The organism is Undibacterium sp. Di26W (assembly GCF_049340265.1).
Lineage (GTDB): Bacteria > Pseudomonadota > Gammaproteobacteria > Burkholderiales > Burkholderiaceae_D > Undibacterium.
Genome location: NZ_JBMPOR010000041.1, coordinates 1 through 22,404 on the forward strand (window position 1 = coordinate 1; position 22,404 = coordinate 22,404).

Below are 22,404 nucleotides of genomic sequence, written 5' to 3' on the forward strand. Positions count from 1 at the left end.
AGGTGTCGAGTTTGATGCCGGTACGGGTGACGCCACCCCAGGTGAGTCCGTACAGGCTGTCTTTGGCACCGGCATAGGAGAGGTAGCTGTCGGTCACTGAGCGACGGGCGATTTCTATGCCTAGGCTGGCACCGTCATCAGAACCACTCCAGCGTAGTCCACCGACGATGTTCTGGATGGGGAAGCCGATGGGGCTGGAGCCGATGTCGGCACGTACGCCTGCCAGTTCGTAGCTGAGGCTGAGGGCGACGCCTTTGGCTTCCTGGTCGAGGCTGGCGACATTGGACAGGCCTTGCTGGCGGGCGATGGTGGTGAAGGGTACTTTGGCGTATTTGGCACGTTCTACCAATATGGCATTGCGGCCATACTGGCCGGCGATGTTGGTGTCGTTCAAAGCCAAAGTACCGGCATCAGCCAGCACGGGGATGATTTTTAAGCCGAACTGGCCCAGGCCCAACGTGCTGATCTGGGCTTCGATGGGGAGTTCTACGCCATTCAAAACGGACAGGCCTTTTTCTCCACTGCGTGCGCGCCCTGCCACTTCGACGCTGACCTGGCTGTGGTTCAACTCATTGAGGGCGTCGATTTCTTTGAGCAAGGCGGCTTCTTCTGGACTGACATTCGTTGTCTGGCCAGACTTGCTCAGCTTGCGGGCGGTGGTGACGCTGCCTGTATTAGCGTTGTCCGTTGCATTGGCTGCATAAGCACTGCCACTGGCGTAACCTGTGGTGCCAGCACCGCCAGCAGGGCCAGTGGCGCTAGCAGCATATTGCTGCGGCACTGGCAAAGGCGCGGCGGTATAACTGACTTTGGGTGGAATATACGGCGTGCCCGGCGCGACATATTGTGCTACCTGGGTTGGCTGTTGCGAAGGATACGTACCCAGCATGCTGGCACCGTTGCTGTAACGATCTGTCATGCCGCTATTCGGCTCTGCCGGTGCGCCGCCTGCCTTGGCAGGTGGCGTGGTGACGGGCTTGCTATCGGGTGCGCCGGCAGCAGGGCTGCTGGCTGGTGCTGCCTGCAACTTGGGTATGGATGGCAATGGCGGCGCTGCAGTTGGTGCAGCTGGTGAGGCCGGGGATGCTGGTGATGCTGGTGTAGCTGGTGCAGTTGCACCAGCCGGAACCGCCTGCAATGTCGGCAGGCTTGGTATGCTTTTGCCAGTCCCGGTAGCCAATGCTGCGCCGCCGGCGGATGGTGTCAGGGGTTTGCCTACCGGTGCAAAAATACCGGTGTTGTACACGCCGGCACCGCCCGTGCCGGGGTTGACGGTATTGCCGCTGACTGGCACTTCTTTCAATGCCGGGCCGCGTACAGGTGCATTGACTGCTGCATTGGCCGGGCCAGCGGTATTGGTCTTGCCGTCAGCAAACGGGTTAGCCTTGAAGTTGCTGGCAGCACTGGTGACACTGGTAGCCTGTGCCGTATCCACCAGGCGCAGGCCGTTCGGGCCGGTTCCCATTTCCGCTTTTTGCACACGTTCCAGCGCCAGGGCCTGTTTGAAATAATCGAGGGCACGGCTGTTACTGCCTCTGGCGCGGGCGACATTGCCCGCCATGGCCAGATAGCGCGGATTGTTTGGCTGTGCATCCATCAGCACGTCAAGATAACGTTCGGCATTGGCAAAATCGCGCGCTTCCATGGCGGCATATACCAGGCCCTGCAAGACTTCAGGATTTTCCGGATCGGTTTGCTGTACCTTTTGGTAAATGTCGCGGGCCGACGCTGCATCGCCCGAAGCCGTATAAATCCGCGCCAGCGTCAGCAGCAATGCATTGTCATCCGGATTGGCGATCAGCAGGGGCTGTATGTAATTGTAGGCATTGGCGAAATCGCCCGCCTCGCGCGCGCGTTCGGCATAGCGCATGGCCAGTACGCGTTGCAATTGCCCGAAAGAGTGAATTTCTTCTTCACTCAGATTCGGCATGGCGGCAACGCGGCGCATGACGGCTTCCAGCTCTGCTTCCTGATTGCTTTGCATCAGGGTACTGGCAAATTGCAGCAGCAAGCCTGCGGATGGCTTGGCCGTGTTCTGCACCGCCTGGCGTATCATGGCAAAGCCGCGTTCGTTATCACCCAGTTGTATGTACAGGTTGGCCATGGTGCCGGTAAATTCAGGGTCATTGCCGGCCACCGGTTCCACGCTGGCGAGTATGCTTCTGGCGGCATCGCGATTGCCCTTGCGGTTCAACAAGGTGATGCGGTCAATCTGCACCCGTATCCACAGGCGCTTTTGCATATCCACCATTTCTTTCTTGCGCGAGGCTGGCGGTATGCGTTCCAGCGTTTGCATGGCTTCCCACCAGTATTGCTGCATCTCGCTCAGCAAGGCGCTGACATACAGGGCTTCGGGGTCGGCATTTTCTACATTGGCCAGTGCATCCACCAGTGCCCTCGCCTGCCCCGGCATATCGCGCTTCAGGTACAGGCGGGCCAGTGCCATGCGCAGCCAGGCATTGTCTGGCTTGACCATGATGGCATCTTCGTAGGCCTGCTGGGCGGTGTTCAGGTCACCGGCAGTTTCTGCCGCTTTGGCCTTGTTGGCCAGTTCTTCTGATTTCAGGTTAGCCACAATCGCCATATGGCGCGGCAGCATGTAGGGGATCAGTGCTTCCAGGTCTGCCAGGCGTTTTTGCAGCACCAGTACGCCGATCAGGCCATCGAGTGCGCGCAAATTCTCTTTGTCGGCATTCAGCACGCGGCGGTAATTGGCTTCGGCCCCGGTCAGGTCGTTTTCTGCCTGCAAGGCATCAGCCAGTTGCAAGATACCGGATGGTTCGGTGCCATTCAATTCTATGGCTTTGCGCAAAAAGCCTATGCCCTTGGCACTGTCACCGTCTTCAAAGGCGGTCCTGGCTTCTGCCACGATGGCCCAGTAACTGGCATCTTCATAGGCTTTGCGCCATTGATCCTTGGATTGGCCGGGCGACAGGTCGACTGCTTTTTGCAAGAAGCCGCGGGCTTCGATAAATTCTTCTTCACGCATCTTGACCAGGCCCATGCCACCATAGCCGATGGGGTTTTTTGGATAGGATTTGATCAGTGACTGGAACTCGGCACTGGCCGCTTCCAGGTCATTCGCTTCCAGCGCATTGAAACCGGCCACACGGCTTTTCTCTATCGGGTTTTCTACCACCTTGGGTGCAGCGGGTGGTTTGGCTTCCTTGGCAGGTTTGCTTTCTTTTGCTGACTTGGCACCTGCCTCGGTTGCCAGTTCTGTTTTCGCTGCTTCTGTTTTCGCCGTCTCTGCTTTTACTGGTTCTGCTCTCACTGGCCTGGTGAGGCTGGCCAGTCTTTCCTGTATCAGTTGATCGTCTGGATGTTTATCGAGGTAGGCGCGAAAATATTTGGCGTTTTCTGGCTTCAGGCCCATCCAGCTTAATGCCTGGCGCCAGGATTCTGCCGCCTGTTTGCCGACATCGGGTTTATGGCTGAGATTTTCCAGCAGGCTCATGCCTTCTGGCCTGGACGGTTCACGATAGGTCAGCGCCTTGGCATAGGCCAGGGCGTATTTGGTATTGACAGGATTCTCGCGGCTGAGTTTTTCCAGCCCCTTGCGGGCTTCGGCATAACCGGCATTGGTGCCAGCCAGTACCTGCAAGTATTCAAAGGCGGCTTCACCCTTGAGTTTGCTGGGGTCACCCATTTGCTTGAAGGCATCCACGGCACCATCGGCATCGCCCTGCTGTGCCAGTTTGCGCGCATTATCGAGCTGGCCCACGCCATCTGACTTACCGCCGCGCAGTGCCTGTTCGGCACTGCGTATCTGGGCAGAGCTGGCCTGGGTACCGCGCAATTTGGCGAAATAGGTTTTGGCCTGTTCTGGATTGCCGGCCCTGGTTTCCAGCGAAATCAGTGCCATCAGGGCGTCGATATTGGCCGGGTCCACCTTCAGCAGCTTGCGCCAGGTATCGGCTGCATTATCGTCACGACCACGTTGCTGCCAGAACTGCGCCTGCTCTTTCAATTGTTGCGTCAAAGGGGAATCTGCGTGCGCAACACCGCACTCAAAAAAAACCGACAAAAGCGTTAATGCCATCGCTTTTTTCTTTAAGACCATTGATGTCCCCTAACGACCTTCCAGGCCAATCCAGCCTGAAATCAAATAAGTGTCTGTCATTTGTCTGCCTGCGCATCGCTGGGATGGTGGCAGGGTTTTCACTGTCTTTTCCCTGGTTCATTCCTGCGCATTCCTGCTCACTCCTGCTCATTCCTACCAATGCTGAATCAGCAAAACAGGAAAATGCCGGGTACATCACCCGGCATTTTTTATCACGACTACATCAGCCCGGCCTGGTTACTTTTTGTCGCCGAGTGTCAGACGTGATGCCGCCTTCTTGCGCAAGAAACGGAACAGCATGGTGGCAGCAATCAGCGATGCCAGCATCAGGAAAATGATCATCACGAAAGGCTGGGACGACAGATTCCATTTGATCCAGGTCCATAGTGGCAGGCTGCCCGAATAATAGGTGTCACCGATCTGTACATTGGCAACGCGTTCACCCTTGATCAATACCAGGTCACCCTGGAAGCGGCTGCGCAAATCTGCCTTGTTGAGGCCAACAGACAGGTCGGCCAGGCTGGCAGAATCACCTGCCGTCATGACGACCACATTGCGACCGCTAGCCAAAGGAGATTCAAACTGCATCATGGCACCGAAAGAATTGCCGGTCCTGGCCAGCATTTCACCGGCATGGCGTTCGACGTTATCAAGGTCACGCCCGGCCCAGCGATATAACAGACGCAGGAAGCCGGTAGGAATTTGCAGGCGGTTACCGTTTTCATCCATGCTCATGGGCATGTATTTGGACCATTGCTTGAGCAGTGGCAGATTGCCGCTGGTACCGATCAGCAAGAAATCCTTGTCGCTGTGCTTGTCGACTTCACCGCTGCGTATCAGGGTATTGTTCAACACCGGGTAACCAGTGGATTCACCCATACGGCCCATGACGTTGAGGAATAATTCCATTTCCTGCGTATTTGGCCTGTCCGGCAACACGATGGCAGTCTGGGACAGATCTGCCATGCGGGTGAACGGGAAGCCGGCATTGGCCATGTAAGCCAGGTTAGGCATGGCGGCATAATGCGGCATATTGGAAAAATCGATGGTGGAATCCGGGTCAATCGCAGAACGCACATTGTCCAGGTACACATCCTTACACGCACCCTGTTTTGGATAGTCGTAGAAGAAATGGAACTGCAACTGGTTTTCTGCACCGATACGGAAAGTCGGCACCTGGATATCTTCCTGGGCGAAACGCTGGCCATCCTTGAAGAACAGCATGACCGATTCCTTGATCTTGCCTTTTTCTACCTGGCCACCAGACAGCGGCAGCGAACGCACGAATTCATCATTGATACCAATGTTGAGCGTCGATTTGTCGACCGTTGGGCGTGGTGTGAAACGATAGCGCAAATCAATCGGTACACCTTCTTTTTGCCAGGTGAACAGATCGGGGGCAACCCGCAAATTCACCTTGATGATGTCCGGTGTCAGGCCATTCACGCGCAGCGCTGGTGGCGCGGCCATTTCGCCAAACTTGATCGGGCGGTCAGTCGGCAGCCACTTCGGTGCATCATAGGCTTTGCGCGGGTCGATTTCTTTCAGATTCTTGATCAGGGCGCTGTCGCCAGACAAGGCCAGTTGGCCCATGGTCAGGGCCTGGACAGCAATCCTCAGTTCGCCTGTATCACGGCCCAACACCAGCAACAGTTTTGCCTTGGCATTGCCAGGGTTGGGGATGATGGCCAGGGTAGGACCAGCGATAGCGGGCAATTTGATACCGACCGGTGCTTCATTGGCGGTCGCAAATACAATCGCGTTGCCAATTGGCAGCGCGCTGGTTTCGATAGGGAAACGCGCACCGCGATAAGAAGACAGGTGACCAAACCAGGAAGCGACGACACCCGCATTGCGCAAAATATCCAGCGATGGCGTGGCTGGCATGACGAAAGGCAGTTCCAGCAACTTGTTGTCGCGGCGATCAAAGAAGGGGGCTGGCAACATGCCCAGGTCATTCGCCAGTGTCAGTGGTGACACGGTCAATTCCAGATTCGAGGTGTGGCTGACCTTGGCCCATAAACTGGAGTGATACGGGTCTTCACAATCCCGGGTGTAATGACCGATAAGCTTGAAGCTGAGTTGATTGAAGTCGGCAAAATACCGTGGGTCAATCACGTCTTCACGCACGATACCTTTTGAGGTTTCCCTTGGTAGTGGTACCACACTGACCAGTTCATTATTCACCAGTACCTGGATATGCGACAGGTCTGGCAACAGCGCTGGCGAATAGGCGATGCCATAACGGATTTTGGCAGAAGTAATCACTTCATCGCTGCGTACGGTAAAGGGGAAAGAGCGCTCGCCTTCGGTACCGCGCAATTCTATGCTGGAACCAACCCCGACCATGTCTTTCAGGCTGATGTTATAGGTCTTTTGGCCAGTGGGTGCGACGATGGGCTGCACCAGATCATCGATCGCCACTTTTTCGCTGGCGACGGCTTCGGCGCTGGCGCTGCTGGCGCGCTTGGACTTGGCCAGCACATCATCATTGTGCATGACACCGGCTAAACCGCAGAGAATGGCGAGTGCCGTGGTGCTGCCTTTGCGCGACAACTTTGTCCGTATACTTTTGGCGATGCTTTTCACGATGGGAACCTCATTTATTTTGTTCATATGTTCTGTTTTTTCCCCGATATATTGCTTGATGCTGGTACCAAAGCGTGAAAATCCGCGCATGCTGTGATAGGCGATTTCTTTCAGCCCTGTAAGTGGATGATCCACATCCCTGTCATTTGACCAGCTCAGCCAGACATCAGCGCGGCCGATGGTGCAATTGATCAGATCCATTTCCTGCTGCATATCCAACGGTGCAAACTGTACGCTGAGCAGATTACCGTTGAAGAAGACGGTCTTGGCCGGGAATACTGATTCGCCATTCGTGCCATACAGGGAAATCGACATCTCTTCATCTTTTTGCATATTGAAACCATCCGGTACCCGGAAGGACATGCCACCCATGGAAAAATCTTCGGTCTGGCAAACGACAGAATGGCCATTGTTCAGGCGCAGGGTGGCATTCAGCACCGCCCTGACCCGGTGGGTACGCCGGACCTGTTTTGATTCTGTCGCCACGGCCAGCGTAGCACCCAGGATCACCAGGTTATAGATGGTCCATAACATGTTGAGAATGACGGTATCGAGCTCATAGCTGTTCCACCACAATGCGCGGCCAAAGCCGACAAAGAAGCCCAGCACGTTCGCGCCCAGCATGATCAGGTAGGGCTTGGAAATGGTCCAGTCAAAATGCTCTTGCTCGACCAGACCGCCCTTGGCTGTCACGTTGAACTTACCCAGCTTGGGATTGATCAGCGCCACCAGCGTGGGGCGGAAGATATACCAGGCCAGCGTGGCCTCATACACCTCGGCCCAGAAGGAATGCCGGTGTGCGCCCTGTATGCGCGAGTTGGTCAGATTGGCGTGCAAAAGATGCGGCAACGAATAGGCCGCAATCGATAAAGCCGATGCCTTGATGATATGCACTTCAAAAAACAAATACGACAGTGGTGCCAGCAAGAACACCATGCGCGGCAGACCATAAAAGAAATGCAGCATGGCGTTGCTATAACAAAGTCGCTGGCCAAAACTAAGCCCCTTGCCGAGCAAGGGATTATCGGTACGGAAAATCTGCGCCATGCCACGCGCCCAGCGTATACGCTGACCCACGTGGGCCGACAGACTCTCGGTCGCCAGACCCGCTGCCTGCGGCAAGGCCAGGTAAGCGGTGTTGTAGCCACGACGCTGCATCTTCAGGGCGGTATGTGCATCTTCAGTCACCGTTTCCACCGCGATGCCGCCGACTTCTTCCAGGTAAGTGCGGCGCAGGATGGCGCAAGAACCGCAAAAGAAAGTCGCGTTCCACAAATCATTCCCATCCTGTATCAGGCCATAAAACAATTCACCTTCATTGGGCACATTGCGGAAAGTCTGCAAATTGCGTTCAAACGGATCGGGCGACAGGAAATGATGGGGGGTTTGTACCATGGCCAGCTTGGGGTCGACCAAAAACCAGCCCATCGTATATTGCAGGAACGACCGCGTAGGCATGTGATCGCAATCGAAGATGGCGACGAAATCCCCGGTAGTGCGCTTGAGGGCGGCATTGATATTGCCGGCTTTCGCATGGTTATTATCAGCACGGGTAAAGCACTGTACTCCCACCGATGCAGCAAATTCGGCAAAGGCCGGACGACGACCATCATCCAGGATAATGATATTGAGTTTGTCCTTGGGCCAGTCTATGCCCATCGCCGCCAGCACGGTAGGCTTGACCACGGCCAGGTCTTCGTTATAACTAGGGATGAACAGGTCAATGGTAGGCCAGGACGAGGTATCTGCCGGCATCATCACCGGCTTGCGCTTCAGTGGCCAGGCGGTCTGCAGGTAACCCAGCAACAGCACCAGCCAGGCATACACTTCCGCCATGATCAGTACCAGCGCAAAAAACAGGTCAATGATGTTTTCAGTACCTATGGTGTAGGTGATGCGCCAGTAGATATAGCGGCTGGTGGCACTGATGGAAAACATCACCATCACCAGTGAAATCAGGGTTCCCGTATAACGACGCAAATACATCGCCGTACCAAAAATGACGATGGAAAACAGGGTTTGCAAGGGCAGTTCCAGCGGAATGCTGATACTGGTCCAGTACAGGAACACAGCGACCACCAGAGCTAAGAAGCGTGAAAACTTGTGTTCCCAGCCGGGCCAGTTGACCATGGCGCGCCCCAGGTCATTCAGGCGACCATAGAGATATCTGGAATCAAGTATTGAGCGCATTAATCAACCAATCTGAAATTCTTTTGCAGCCACATCGTCAGTTCCTGCACGTCATGCGTGGCCGAACAGTGCTGTGAATAATAAGATACTGGCGTCTGACAGGCCAGGGCTTCACTGACGGCTTCATCCCGGTGTATCGTGATCGGGATAAAACGCTTGCCCAGACTGTTGCGCAACATGCCGAACACATCACGGCTCAACTGTTTGGCAGCATCCATCTGATTCAACAAATAGCAGTAGCCTTCAAAGTCGCTACGCTCGCTACAGTAATACTCAATCAGCGATTCTATCGAGGGTATGGTGGAATACGATGCAGCATCCGGCTTCAACACCACCAGGGCATAATTCGCCACACTCAATACCTGCTGCAAATAAATGCTGGGGCCAGGCGGAGTATCAATCAGCACCACACTATTGTCACTGAGTTGCAATGACGCCAGTTGTTTTGCCAGCCAGTGCGGGTCGGACTTGATATCCTGTTCAAATACGGCACGCTGCTTTTCATCGACACTGCCATACGGCAGAAAATCAACACCATAGGCACTTTCAAACAAGCCATCTGCCCAATTACCGTCTATGGCATCTTGCTGGGCGATACCACTGGCATCATCATGCGCCATGCCGAAATGCAGTCTGAGTGCATTTTGCGGATCAAGATCAAGTATGGTGATACGCGGCCCCAGCCGCGCCAGGGACGCTGCCAGATTGGCAGTCACCGTAGTTTTTCCTACACCACCTTTGGGAGAGATAACGGCAACTACCCTCATGGTTTAAATATTTTTTTAAAAAATGAATTGACGCCCGTCTCTACCGGCTTTTCTTCTTCCGGCTTGGCAGCCAGTCGATCAAACACGGCACTCACAGGCACATTTTTGGAAGGCGCTGTACCTTCCTGTGGCTGTGCAGCGCTGCGACGTCCACCTATAGCCTGCAGGACCGACGTTGCTGCTGGTGCTGGTGCTGCTGGTGTCACGTTTGGTGCAAGGGCTGGTGCCATTGCTGGTGCAGGTGCACGTGTTTTCGGCGGCTCGCTGGCAACCGGCTGACGCTGGGCAAACAAGCTGGATGCCGGCGTTTCCGCCTTGGCTGCAGCATGCGCCACTTCACGCTGTGCTGTCTGCATGTTCCTGGACATGAACGCTGGTGCCAAGCTTGCTGGTGCTGCCACATCCTCGACTTCGACTTCGGCATCGTTCACATGCTGCTTGGCCAGTATCTGTTTCACGGGTGCTGCCTTGACCGCAGCAGGTGCAGTCGCTGCTGCCAGCAAGGATGTCGCCGCTGCGGGCGGCATTGGTGCTGCTGCCGTCATTTGCCTGGCACTTGCCGGTTTGGCGCTGGCTTTTGCACTTGCGGGATTAAACATGCCAGCAGTCTGGGCGGTGCCCGGAACGGCGACTTCCGGTTCATGCGCATGGGTGCGTTTTGGTGTCGGTGCCCCATTCACATGCACATCGCGCAGTAACGGCCAACGCTGCCGGGCTTGCTCACTATCTGCATCGCGGTTGATTTCGCGGTAAGAGTCTGTGGTTTGCCCGAATTTTTGAAAAAGGTTTTTTACGTCATCATCCATAATAGTCACCAGCCCCCATATTCCTGCTGTGCCAACTTACTGAGGACTTACGCAAAATCGCCCTTGAGCATGCCGACGTGTTGCCTGTTACGCCAACGATCGTCAATGTCATGCCACGGCTGAACGGCTTTGCGTAAATCCTGTTACTCAAAAAATCAACGACGTGTGAAATACGTCGGTTCTTCAAGCTGCTTCTTTAAATCAAAAACAAATAACTGTCCGTCTTCAAACGCACCTTCACGCTGTGATAAACGTAAGGACTTGTCCATGCCCAGGGTTTCAAACCACTGTGCATACATCCCTTCCAGCAAAGCTGGTGACCAGCTCAATGCACCTGCGCCAAATGCCACTTTCAATGGAGATGCGTGGTGGGCCACCACCAGTGCGTCGGCTTCTTCCACCAGCTCTACCCAGCCCCAGTTCATTGTTGACCATACCTGGTTCATGCATGCTTCGAGTGCCTGCAGGCTGCTGCCATCGGCAACATTGAAACCGCTTGCCATGGTGCGTCCCATTTGATACATGAATGCGCGCAAATCCTTGGGTTCAACCTTGGATGCGAATTCGGCAGAAAACGCCGACAGAAAAGCACGCCATTGGTTTGAGCACTGGTGCTCTTCGTAATAAGAAAGATTATTTGTAGACATACTCAGTGCGCCCTTGCGTTGACTTTCTCTCTCTGGCTTGTATCGTGACACGCAAACCTTGGAGAGTGTTGATTCGTTGCGACTTTACCACTCGCGAACATCGGCAGTCCAGTCAAACTGAATAAAGAAATGTCAACAATTTATAAGCAAATCAAGGATTTATAATTATTTATACTTGTTGCATACCATTTTTACAATTGGGCCGCTAAAACCGCTTATTTTGGGCTTTATTTGCATAAAATTTCTTTTATCTCGCCACGCATGTGCCGCACACACCACACAGAAAAACTGTCGCCCATCACCAAAGAAAACGTCGCGGCCAAACCGGAACGATGCAGGCCAACCTGATCTTGATAGGCGTCTGGCTTTGCAGGCCTGCATGATCATTCCGCGACCATGCCTGCTGGCGATCAGCGCTGCTTGTTGAGGCCGGTCAGCAACCAGTCAATGATTTTCTGGATACTTTGCGAGGCAGGATTGTCGGGCTTGTACTCCAGCACTGGCCGTTCATACGCCAATGCTTCTTCGACTTGCGGACTTTCCTGCACGATGAAAGGCACCATGCGATCACCAAGACGATCTGCTATCAGCGTAAGCACGTCTTGTGCCAGTTGTCGCTGTGAACCCTGATTGACGATGTAGGCAGAACCCACATCTGCGTTGCTGCGTTGACCATATGTGGAAATAAGTTCTTCCATTTCTGGCAAGGTGGAATAGGAAGCGGCATCGGCCAGAACCACGACCAGCAAAAAATCGGCTGCATGGATGGCCTGCTGCAAATAGACCGAGGGGCCAGGTGGCGTATCCAGCAAGACCACCGCATTGTCCGGCAACTTGGCGGCCTGCAGTTTTTTGCGCAGCCAGGTGTCCTGCTTTTCCAGCACTTGTTCAAAGCGTATGCGCTGGGCTTCACCATCATTGCCATACGGCAAAAAATCAACCCCGAAAGGGCTGGTGTAACAGGCGTCCATCAGTTTGGCGCGGGCGGCTGTCAGCAGGCTGATGCCGTTGGTGTCACCAGGCTCCAGCCCACCAAGATGCCATTGCATGGCATTTTGCGGATCAAGATCAAGAATGGTGACGGGCAAACCGCGCTGCGCCATCCCGACACCAAGATTGGCGGTGATCGTGGTTTTACCGACACCCCCTTTGGCAGAAACAATAGCAATGACGATCATGCTTGCGCCCCATGCCCCGACAGGCGGCGTAAGGCGGCTGACATCAGGCCGTTCCCCCGACCGTCAGGCCTTCGATACGCAGGCTGGGTTGCCCTACCCCTACCGGCAGGCTCTGGCCTTCCTTACCGCAAACACCGACACCGGAATCAAGGCGCAGGTCATTGCCTATCATGCTGACATGGTTCAGCACTTCAGGCCCGTTGCCGACCAGGGTCGCACCCTTGACTGGATAGGTGATCTTGCCGTTCTCTATCATATAGGCTTCACTGGCTGAAAAAACAAACTTTCCATTCGTGATATCGACCTGACCACCGCCAAAGTTGACGGCATACAAACCATTTTTTACAGATGCCAGAATTTCTTCCGGATCCTTGTCGCCAGCCAGCATATACGTATTGGTCATGCGCGGCATCGGCAGGTGGGCGAAAGACTCGCGTCTGGCATTGCCGGTCACCGGCATTTTCATCAGGCGTGCATTCATGGTGTCCTGCATATAACCTTTCAGGATACCGTCTTCTATCAGTGTCGTGCACTGGGTAGGATTGCCTTCATCATCCATGTTCAGTGAACCGCGGCGATTCTGCAAGGTGCCATCATCCACCACGGTGACGCCTTTGGCAGCGACCCGCTGGCCGATACGACCCGAGAAGGTACTGGAACCCTTGCGGTTGAAATCACCTTCCAGGCCATGGCCGATGGCTTCATGCAGCAACACCCCTGGCCAGCCCGGGCCGAGTACCACGGTCATTGGACCAGCTGGAGCCGGACGCGCATCGAGGTTGACGATAGCCGATTTCACGGCTTCATCCGCATATTTTTCCAGCAGGGCATCGGTGAAATACGAATAATCATAACGACCACCGCCACCGCTGTTACCCATTTCGCGACGGCCATTCTGTTCAGCAATCACGGTCAGTGATACCCGCACCAGGGGACGGATATCGGCAGCAATGACGCCATCACTGCGTGCCACCAATACCACATCATATTCACCAGCCATGTTGGCCATGACTTGCACGATGCGCGGATCTTTCGCACGGGCAATTTTTTCCAGACGTTCGAGCAACTGCACTTTTTGATTCGCATCCAGCGAATTCAACGGATCATCACGCAGATACAGGGCGCGACCATTCGAACCTTCCAGTCCTTGCAGACTGGATGCAACCTGTATCTTGCCTGCACCCTGGCGGGCAATGGTGCGGGTTGCCTTGGCGGCATCCAGCAAAGCCTGTTCAGATATTTCATCAGAGTAAGAAAAAGCAGTCTTGTCGCCCGATACGGCACGTACACCGACACCCTGGTCGATGGAAAAACTACCGGTCTTGACAATGCCTTCTTCCAGACTCCAGCCTTCATTGCGGGTGAACTGGAAATACAGATCGGCATAATCAACCTTATGGCTGAACATGCTGGCCAGCACTTTGCTGAGTTTGGATTCGTCCAGACCGAAAGGGGTCAGCAGGATGTCGCGGGCAATGCCGAGATAGCTTAAAGCGGGATCATATGGAGTCATGGATGGCTTCTGAAAACAACAAATTAATATAGCAAACTAATACAGCAAAAATAAACAGGGCAAATTAAAGTCCTATGCCACATTGTAGAGCAATACGGGCTGTCTCTGCAGAGCTTACAGTTTGCGATGGCGCAAGGCAGGCAGGCTTTCACGTATGCTGGCGATCAGGGCTTCATCGATGTCGCCACTGACGATGCCCTCACCCTCTTCCTGTACGGCAAGTATCTTGCCCCAAGGGTCGATCAGCATGCTGTGTCCCCAGGTGCGGCGGCCATTCACATGCTTGCCACCTTGCCCGCAAGCAAGTACATAACACTGATTTTCTATGGCCCTGGCACGCAACAGAATTTCCCAATGTGCCTGTCCTGTGGTGTAGGTAAATGCAGCCGGCACCACGATCAGGGAACAGGTGCCCAGCGCACGAAATAATTCCGGGAAACGCAAGTCATAGCAGATGGACAAAGCAATCTGGCCAAACCCGGCATCAAAGCTACTGACTTGCTCACCAGCAACAATGGTGCGCGCCTCTTCATACGACTCGTCACCCTTACTGAAACCGAACAAATGAATTTTGTCGTAGCGCGCCACCTGTTCGCCCTGCGGGTTAAATACCAGCGTGGTGTTCAAGACCTTGCCGGGCTCTGCCGCTTGCAGTGGAATGGTGCCGCCTATCAGCCACACACCCAGGCTGCGCGCGGTGTCGGCCATGAAACTTTGCATGCTGCCGTGGCCGATTTCTTCGGCAACGTTGACCTTGTCGGTCTCATGCAAGCCCATCAATGGCCAGTATTCGGGCAACAGTAACAGCTTCGCACCGGCATCCGCAGCGGCTTGCATCAGGCGTTTTGCGGTAACAATATTTTCTGCTACCACCGGTGTGGAAATCATTTGTATTGCAGCTATTTTCATTTCACCCTCTTCCTTATTTGCCCGCTTATTTGACCACTTATTTGCCGAATTCCTGGCCAGCTACTGAGCGGCCACGGGTTTGCGATTATTTTTTGCTTCATCGCGATTGTCCATCTTGGTCACGGTGGGCTCTTTCCATGAGCCACTGATCTGGTATTCAAAAGTAAAGGCCTTGCTCAAGGGTTCACGCAAGAACAACTGAGCAAGAAAGGTGCCCAGGCCGATCACCGGGTTGACTGCCAAACCATACACCACTGAAGCGGTGCCGACATTCACGACCGGAATCACGGTCGCATGCAGGTTCTGTGATTCATGCACAATATCAGCATTTCCCTGCAAGAGTACGGTGGCGCTCACGCCCAGCATTTTGAGATTATCGGTTTTTGCCACGCCCTGCTGTATCTGGGCCATGCCAGCGATCGAATCAAAGGCAAAGCCGTCAGAAAATACATCACGAAAATCCAGTGTCAGACGACGTGGCAACGACTGCATGCTCAACACGCCCAGCAGCTTGGCCGCCCCCGGGTCCACCTTTAAAAATTGCCCACTAGAAAGTACCAGCTTGATCTGCCCGTTCATGCTCGGTATGTCCATGGCAAAAGGCAGGCCATTCCAGTGTACGTCACCTTCAAGTTTGCCGCGTCCGCCGCGTAACACATCAACAAAACCCAGACGCTCCAGCAATTTACCGGCATTCGCCACATCCAGCACATAGTTCAGTTGGGTGCGGCCATCGCCACCCTGGCTGGACCATTTACCGTTGCCACTAAATTCTGCATCCGGGTTTTTCAGCAAGACCTTGTTGATCTGCCATTCGCGCCCGCTGTTGCTTTGAGCCTGCCCGCTGTTGCCTTGCGCTTGATTGACGGCTTGTAATTCCAGATAGCCCAGTTTTTTATTGAACAACTCAAAATTCTCGGCCACGATATCCAGCCCCGGTATCTGGGTCGTCGTGTTTTTACCTTCCAGCAATTCACTGACATCCGCCGCTGCCGATTGCGGAATGATGAGATTACTCAGCCTGGCCGTCACACTACCCACACCCTGGCCGCCCGGACCTTCATTCCAGGTCAGGTAACCAGCTGCCTGGTTGGAATGGATATTCGCCTGCCAGACATTCTTTTGATGGGTGACACCGACCACCACATTTTCCAGCTGCTTGCCCATAATATGCAGCTCTGGCGTGCGGGCGGCCATGGAAGTTGGTTCCAGATACGGACTTAGATCAAGCTCCATATTCTCTTTTTCAAGCACGGTATTCTGGCCTGCATTGGCTGCCTGTGCGCTGCTGCCGCTATTACTGTTATTGCTGCTGCTATTGCTGCTGGCAGCAGGTACAGCCAGTCGCCGCCATTCATCGATATTCAGGGACTTGAGTTCGATATTGGCACTCAGGCCGCTGTCTGGTTCGGGAGCCGGTGCATTCACACCTATACCGCCACGCAGCACCTGCCATGGCGCGCTGCCGGTCTTTTGGCGCAGATAGCGGGCATTCACAGTATTGCCCAGCGAAACACGGATATCATCACGCCAGACTTGCGCATCGTTGCTGGCCAGGGGCAGCATTTCAAAGCGCAAGGGCATGGCTTCCATTGCACTCTTTTTCAAAGGCAAGGGGAAGTTCAATGCCAGCCCGCTCAGGTTTGATTCAATCACTATCTCTGGCTGGCGTTTCTTGACGTGGATGCTGGCGGTATAACGGGCACTGCCATTAATACGCTCACCGATTCTATCCGCCATGGAGGGTGGCATCACCTTGCGCAAGCCTTCTGCCGTCATGCTGCCATCCAGCCGCACTTTGACGCTGTTATCTTTTTGTGAGCCACCGGTGATCTGCACCCCGCTGCCCAGCAAATTGCCTTTCAGCGTGCCCAGATTGACGCCGGTTTCATTAAATTCCAGCCTGCCGTTCAGGCCAGACACCATGGGTATGTTGGGCTGCAAGGCCACGTCATTATTGGCAAAATTCAAAACGCCCTGGACCTTGGATTCAATCAGATGTTGCAACGGTAATTGCAGTTTCAGCGACAAGGCCGCCGGGGCCGTGGTTTTTGTCTCTTTCAGGAAATGCCCCAGCCAGCCACTGACCGGGCTGGCACCGACATAGCCCAGCATGTTTTGCAGGCTGCCATTGACCGTGCCATCGATATTCAGGATGCCATTATGGTGGGCCAGGTCGGGAATCACTGCCTTGACCTTTTTCAGGTCCACACCCAAAGTCCTGGCGGTATCGCCATTGATTTCCATCCTGGCTTTATCAAAAATAAAATTCCCTTTGATATCTTCAATCACTGGCCACAACGGGTGACCATCTTCCGTCAGGGCGCCAGCGGTGAAGTCCAGTTTGCCGCCGGTCAGGTTGCCTTTGACGATAAATTCGCCCTTATGCGCACGCTTGCCATCGGTACCGATGAATGGGAAATGTGCGAGATCACCCTTGATGCGTATGGTGACATCGTCTGCCCGGCCATCCAGGATGGAATTCAGTAACCAGTGGCGCAGGTGGTCAGGTGCCACGGTAGGAATATAACGATCCAGCTGTTTTAAATCAAAACCCGAAATATTACCGGTCAGATCCACCTCGCCCGGCTGGGCATCGGCACCATGGCGCATGGACATGATGTGCTTGCCGCTCAGCACGGCATGCATGCCTTCTTGCTGGGCATCCATTTTATTAATCTGGAAAATCAGCTTGTCTTGCGCCACAAACTGCCATTGTGCCTGCATCAGCAGACGCGAGAAGGGCATCAGCGGATCAACAAAATAGCTAGACAGGCGCAAGGACAAATCTTTGGAATCAAGGGTAAAGTTGCCGCCCTTGTCATTGGCTTCGATATGGCCGGACAAGTTTTCAAATCCGGGAATGGCAGGCACTGCCGCCTTGGCCGGCAACTGTGCCGTCCTGGTGCGTGCCAACTGGGCTGGCTGGGCCTGCATGGACAAATTGATAAACTGCCCCTTGATACTGTAAGAGGCAACATCCGGATAACTGCCCTGCCATTTGGCGGTGAAGTCCCTGAGCTGGCCCTTGGGGGCAAAATCCACCAGCATCTGGCGCTGGTCAGCCGGCAGTGGCAAATGCTCGGCAAAATTGGCCAGGGTTTGCAAATCCAGAGTCTTCACATAGAGCTCAACCTTTTCGGGTTGGCCTTTTTCACCGGGAGTAAAAGTTTCCTTGATGCTGGTAGGTGGCAATTGCTCGCCATTGCGGGTGCGCATGGAAAAATCAATGAGCGATATGCTATGGCCTGATTGACCAAACACCGACGACAGGTATTTTGCCTTCAGTGCCTGGTGTTCGCTGGCGACCAGGCGGCCACTGACCAGGGCCATGTCCAGCTCTGGCAGGTCGGCACGAAATTTACCGACGACATCCGTCAGGCTGAGATCGGCAGTCAGGTCGGCGACCCGGCCTTTTTCCAGATGCAGCCATGAACGTACCGAGCCATACCCTTTTTTGACATCCGCCGGATAATCAACATAGGCCTTCAGCGCCGGCAAATCGGCATGTCGCAGGTCGGTATACAGTTCCCCCGACCACAAGGAAAAGTCGGCAATCTTTTTGGCAAACACCGGGTGCTGGAAATCACCACGGATATCCAGCGGTGCAGACAAGCTGGCGGGCGGTGTGGCTTTCAGGGCAAAACGGTGATGACGCCACTGGCTTTGCAAGACAAAGCTGACATCTGGCAGTGTCAATTCTGGCGCGTTGCGCAGCTTGTCGGTCCAGCGCACTGAGCCATTGCGAATCACAATTTCACGCTGTGACAGCACCCAGTCCATGCCCTGGCCCTTGCTTTCGGCTGCCGGGTCGATCAAGAACCCGCCGACAAAGAATTTGCCATCGGCTTCACGCGTCACATCCAGCGCCGGTTTTTCAATCACGACGCGTTCAAAACGCAGGTCTGCGACTGCCAGCGTCCACCAGGACAGCGTCGCCGAGACCTGTGGCAGGCTCAGTGCTGGCATACCTTTGGCGTCATGCAGCACGACATTATCCAGCACCAGTTGCGGATTCAGCCCCTGCCAGGAAGCGTGCAAGTTAGCAATTTGCAATTGCCGTCCCAGCGACGCCGAAATCATTTTCTCGATATCCGGCTTATAGCTGTTCACATTCGGCAAGACAACATAGCGCAACACCAGCACCAGGGCACAAAACAGGAAATACAGCAGGAGCAGAAATTTCAGCGTAAAACGCAGCCCGCGGCCGCAGGTACGCCAGGTATACCCACAGAACCACCAGAACCGGCTGGGCGGTGGCGGGATTTCTTCCGTCTTTGCGGGGTTAGCAATGTTTGCTTGTTCTGCCTGAGTCATTGCCAAATTTCAATCTGTAGAGAAGTCGTACCTGAAGTCAACTGTGCCCAACTGTTATCCCTTTGTCTTGCCATAACATCTATGGCAGGGATGACACTTACGGCTAACGTCAACTCGTGGGCTGCAAATAACGGGAAGCCCTTCATTTTCAACATGTCAACTGCTCTGGCATTTTGTCTCTGATCCTTATCGCCACACCCGCCAGGGCCGGCTCCGGCATACTGGTCTGGTTGACGATTTTCTTATACTCCACAGGAGTATAAATATATTTATGTCCGATTACACTGCGGATTTAACTTCTTGCAGCGCATACTGCACCATTAGAACCTGTTTACGTTCTTAGGGCGCAGATCGCTTAAAATCAACAGCATCTCAGGCTAACGATGCCCATTATGACTGCAAGCCCTTCCCCAGACGCTGAAATACTTCAGGCTTCCCGCTTTTTCACCAACTGGCTTAGCGCAGATGTCAGCCGAAAAACGCTTTTACAGCAAGTTTCTGAATTATCCTTGAGACCAGAGGGTTTTGCGCAGTTTTTACAAAAAGAAATATACGCGGGCCTGTCTCTTAACAAAGCCATGCGCCGTTTGCGCAATCTGGTGATCTGTTCCCTCATCCAACGTGATCTTGGTGGACAGGCAGACATGGATGAGGTAGTCACCACCATCAGCCTGTTTGCCGACTTTGTCGTACAGCAGCACTTACAGGCCATTAACGCCGACATGCAAGCCATGCACGGCATTCCCCTTGGTGAAGAAAGCGGTGCCGAACAGGCCCTGATCGTGCTGGGCATGGGCAAGCTCGGTGGTTTTGAACTGAATGTCTCTTCTGACATTGATTTGATCTTTTGCTATGCCGAAGATGGCGAAACCCGGGTGCAGGACGCGACGCAGCGCAGCCTGTCCAACCATGAATACTTCAGCCGCCTGGGTAAAAAACTGATTGCCGCCATTTCTGAAGTAACCGAAGACGGTTTCAGCTTCCGCGTCGATATGGCCTTGCGCCCGAATGGGGCATCGGGCCCGCTGGTGGCCAGCTTCAACATGATAGAAGAATACTTTCTGATCCAGGGACGGGAATGGGAACGTTATGCCTGGGTCAAGGCACGTGCCATGACTGGCCAGCCGGCCGATATTGCGACGCTGGAAAAAATCATCCGCCCCTTTGTGTATCGTCGTTATCTCGATTATGGGGCAATTGATTCCCTGCGCTCCATGCATGCCCAGATCAGGGCCGAAGTCGTGCGCCAGGAAACCAAGCATCCCGAGCGCAGCAATAATGTCAAACTGGGCCGTGGCGGTATCCGCGAGGTGGAATTTCTGGCGCAGGTGTTCCAGCTCATCCGTGGCGGCCGCGATGCAAGCCTGCGTGATCGCTCTACCCGTAAGACTTTACAGACCCTGGCTGACAAAGGCATCCTGGATGCCGCCATCGTCAAGCGCCTGCTGAATTCTTACACCTTCCTGCGTAACCTGGAGCACCGCCTGCAATATCTGGACGATGCCCAGACCCATACCTTCCCTGTGCGGGAAGAAGACCAGCAAAGAATAGCCTGCATGATGGGCTGCGCCAGCGTCACCGCATTGCTGGATCAATTGCGCCCGCACCGTGAATTCATCGCCGAACAGTTTGATGCGATTTTCCGCGACAAGGGCAACAACAACAGCGAGACCGAACAAGGCATGCTGGCCATCAGCCTGTCTGGCCCTGACAGCGACGAACTGATAGCCAACCATCTGGCCGGTTTGGGATTTTCTGGCGGCGATGCCACTGCCATTACGCAAAGACTGATGGCGACCTGGCAGTCGCCCAGGGTACAGGCTTTGTCAGAAGCCAGTCGCAACAAATTGATCGCCCTGATCAACCATGCCCTGAACATCGTCGCCCGCCAGGGCAATAATCAGTTGCTGGCCTGGAACCGCTTGCTGGATTTCATGGAAACCATTGCCCGCCGCGCCGCCTACCTGGCCCTGCTGACCGAATACCCGCATGCGCTGGCGCGTGTCATACGCATGATGGCAGCCAGCGACTGGGCAGCCAAGTTCCTGAGTCGCCACCCTATCCTGCTGGATGAATTGCTGGACGAATCTTCGCTACATCAGCGCCCCGACTGGGCAGACTTCCGGCTGGATCTGCAACATCAGCTGGACCAGCACCAGGGTGATACCGAAAGGCAGATGGAAACCCTGCGCGAAATGCATCATGCGCTGCAATTCCGCTTGCTGGCACAGGATCTGGAAGGCCAGTTGAGCGTCGAGCATCTGGCCGATGAATTATCGCAACTGGCAGATATCATCGTCGCTGCCGTCTTGCAGTCAGCCTGGGAAACCATCGCCAGCCGCCACCGGCACGCGCCGCGCTTTGCTGTCATCGCCTATGGCAAACAGGGAGGCAAGGAACTGGGGTATGCATCCGACCTGGATGTCATCTTCCTGTATGACGATGAAGATCAGGAAGCACCGGCCAATTATGCCAAGCTGGCACAACGCTTCATCACCTGGATGACCAGCCACACGCCGGCCGGTATTTTGTTTGATATCGATATTGCGCTGCGGCCAGATGGTGCCAGTGGTCTGCTGGTATCGTCCGTGGCCTCCTTTGCCCGCTACCAGGAAAAATCCGCCTGGCTGTGGGAACATCAGGCCCTGACACGCGCCCGCTTTTGTGCCGGTGACACCGCCATCGGCGCGCAGTTTGAACAGATACGCGAGCAGGTCTTGCGCCAGCAAAGGGATGACGACAAGCTGCGCAGCGAAGTCATCACTATGCGCAAGAAAATGCATGATGCCCATGTCAACCGCAGCGAACTGTTTGATCTGAAGCAGGATGCCGGTGGCATGATAGACATAGAATTTATCGTGCAATACCTGGTACTGAAATACGCCAGCCAGTATCCGGAACTGACCGCCAACAAGGGCAACATCGCCCTGTTGATACGCTGCGGTGAACTCGGCCTGATCGATGCCGGGCTGGCGAATCAGACTGCAGTCGCTTATCGCCTGTTCCGCAAATTACAGCATGGCATACGTCTGCAGGGCGAAGACCGGGCCCGGGTAGAACCAGAAATGATCGCCAAAGAAGCGCATGCAAGCAAAGCGCTATGGGATAGTTTGCTGGGCTAGTGGACTGTAACAGTTGAAACAGAAATGACAGACGCTTGCCCGGCGATCAGGGCAAGGCAAGGCTAACACTTGCGCAGAACAATAGTGAACTATTGCGAGCATTTGCAACGCAGCCATGGTCGTCGCATAAGCAGAAGGCACTCTGTTTTCAAAGTTACAGTTCAATAGCTTCTCTGGCATCGCCAGCATACGACAAAACCGTCAGCAGATGAACAAACCATAAAATTTCTTTATTAGCAATTAAATGGTATGCTCAAACAATAATTCTTTTCCTCACTGCAATCTTCATACAGCAAGAATATG

10 protein-coding genes are annotated in these 22,404 nt (G+C 54.3%); 1 reads left to right on the forward strand and 9 read right to left on the reverse strand.

Annotated features, from left to right (window positions below):
• The 9 genes from ACO0LM_RS27800 to ACO0LM_RS27840 form a co-directional block, all read right to left on the reverse strand.
• On the reverse strand, positions 1 to 4,042 hold a 4,042-nt coding region (locus ACO0LM_RS27800), incomplete at its 3' end, for a tetratricopeptide repeat protein (protein WP_423042070.1).
• A gap of 258 nt (positions 4,043 to 4,300) precedes the next feature.
• Positions 4,301 to 8,842, reverse strand: a complete 4,542-nt coding sequence (gene bcsA / locus ACO0LM_RS27805) for a UDP-forming cellulose synthase catalytic subunit (RefSeq protein ID WP_423042072.1) — start codon at positions 8,840 to 8,842, stop codon at positions 4,301 to 4,303.
• Positions 8,842 to 9,609 (reverse strand): cellulose biosynthesis protein BcsQ, encoded by a 768-nt coding sequence (bcsQ, locus tag ACO0LM_RS27810; RefSeq protein ID WP_423042074.1) that lies wholly within the window; start codon positions 9,607 to 9,609, stop codon positions 8,842 to 8,844. The genes bcsA and bcsQ (ACO0LM_RS27810) overlap by 1 nt, the downstream gene beginning before the upstream one ends.
• Entirely contained in the window at positions 9,606 to 10,415 is an 810-nt protein-coding gene (gene bcsP / locus ACO0LM_RS27815; RefSeq protein ID WP_423042076.1) for a cellulose biosynthesis protein BcsP, read from the reverse strand. The genes bcsQ (ACO0LM_RS27810) and bcsP overlap by 4 nt, the downstream gene beginning before the upstream one ends.
• Before the next feature lie 155 nt (positions 10,416 to 10,570).
• The gene (gene bcsD / locus ACO0LM_RS27820; RefSeq protein WP_422990374.1) at positions 10,571 to 11,062 is read right to left on the reverse strand and encodes a cellulose biosynthesis protein BcsD; all 492 of its coding nucleotides are present in this window, start codon (positions 11,060 to 11,062) and stop codon (positions 10,571 to 10,573) included.
• 410 nt (positions 11,063 to 11,472) lie between these two features.
• Positions 11,473 to 12,240, reverse strand: coding sequence for a cellulose biosynthesis protein BcsQ (gene bcsQ / locus ACO0LM_RS27825; RefSeq protein WP_422990371.1), 768 nt, complete (start codon positions 12,238 to 12,240; stop codon positions 11,473 to 11,475).
• Between the two features lie 43 nt (positions 12,241 to 12,283).
• Positions 12,284 to 13,753 carry a metalloprotease TldD gene (tldD, locus tag ACO0LM_RS27830; protein WP_423042078.1) on the reverse strand — a complete coding sequence of 490 codons (1,470 nt, stop codon included), beginning with the start codon at positions 13,751 to 13,753 and terminating at the stop codon, positions 12,284 to 12,286.
• 114 nt (positions 13,754 to 13,867) lie between these two features.
• On the reverse strand, positions 13,868 to 14,662 hold the full coding sequence (locus ACO0LM_RS27835) for a carbon-nitrogen hydrolase family protein (protein ID WP_422990367.1): 795 nt from the start codon (positions 14,660 to 14,662) through the stop codon (positions 13,868 to 13,870).
• Positions 14,663 to 14,722: 60 nt separating this feature from the next.
• The gene (locus ACO0LM_RS27840; RefSeq protein ID WP_423042080.1) at positions 14,723 to 18,979 is read right to left on the reverse strand and encodes a YhdP family protein; all 4,257 of its coding nucleotides are present in this window, start codon (positions 18,977 to 18,979) and stop codon (positions 14,723 to 14,725) included.
• A gap of 383 nt (positions 18,980 to 19,362) precedes the next feature.
• Here ACO0LM_RS27840 and glnE point away from each other — a divergent pair, with 383 nt between their 5' ends.
• Positions 19,363 to 22,101: a bifunctional [glutamate--ammonia ligase]-adenylyl-L-tyrosine phosphorylase/[glutamate--ammonia-ligase] adenylyltransferase gene (gene glnE / locus ACO0LM_RS27845; protein WP_423042082.1), complete on the forward strand. Its 2,739-nt coding sequence runs from the start codon at positions 19,363 to 19,365 to the stop codon at positions 22,099 to 22,101.
• The last annotated feature ends 303 nt before the right edge of the window (positions 22,102 to 22,404 follow it).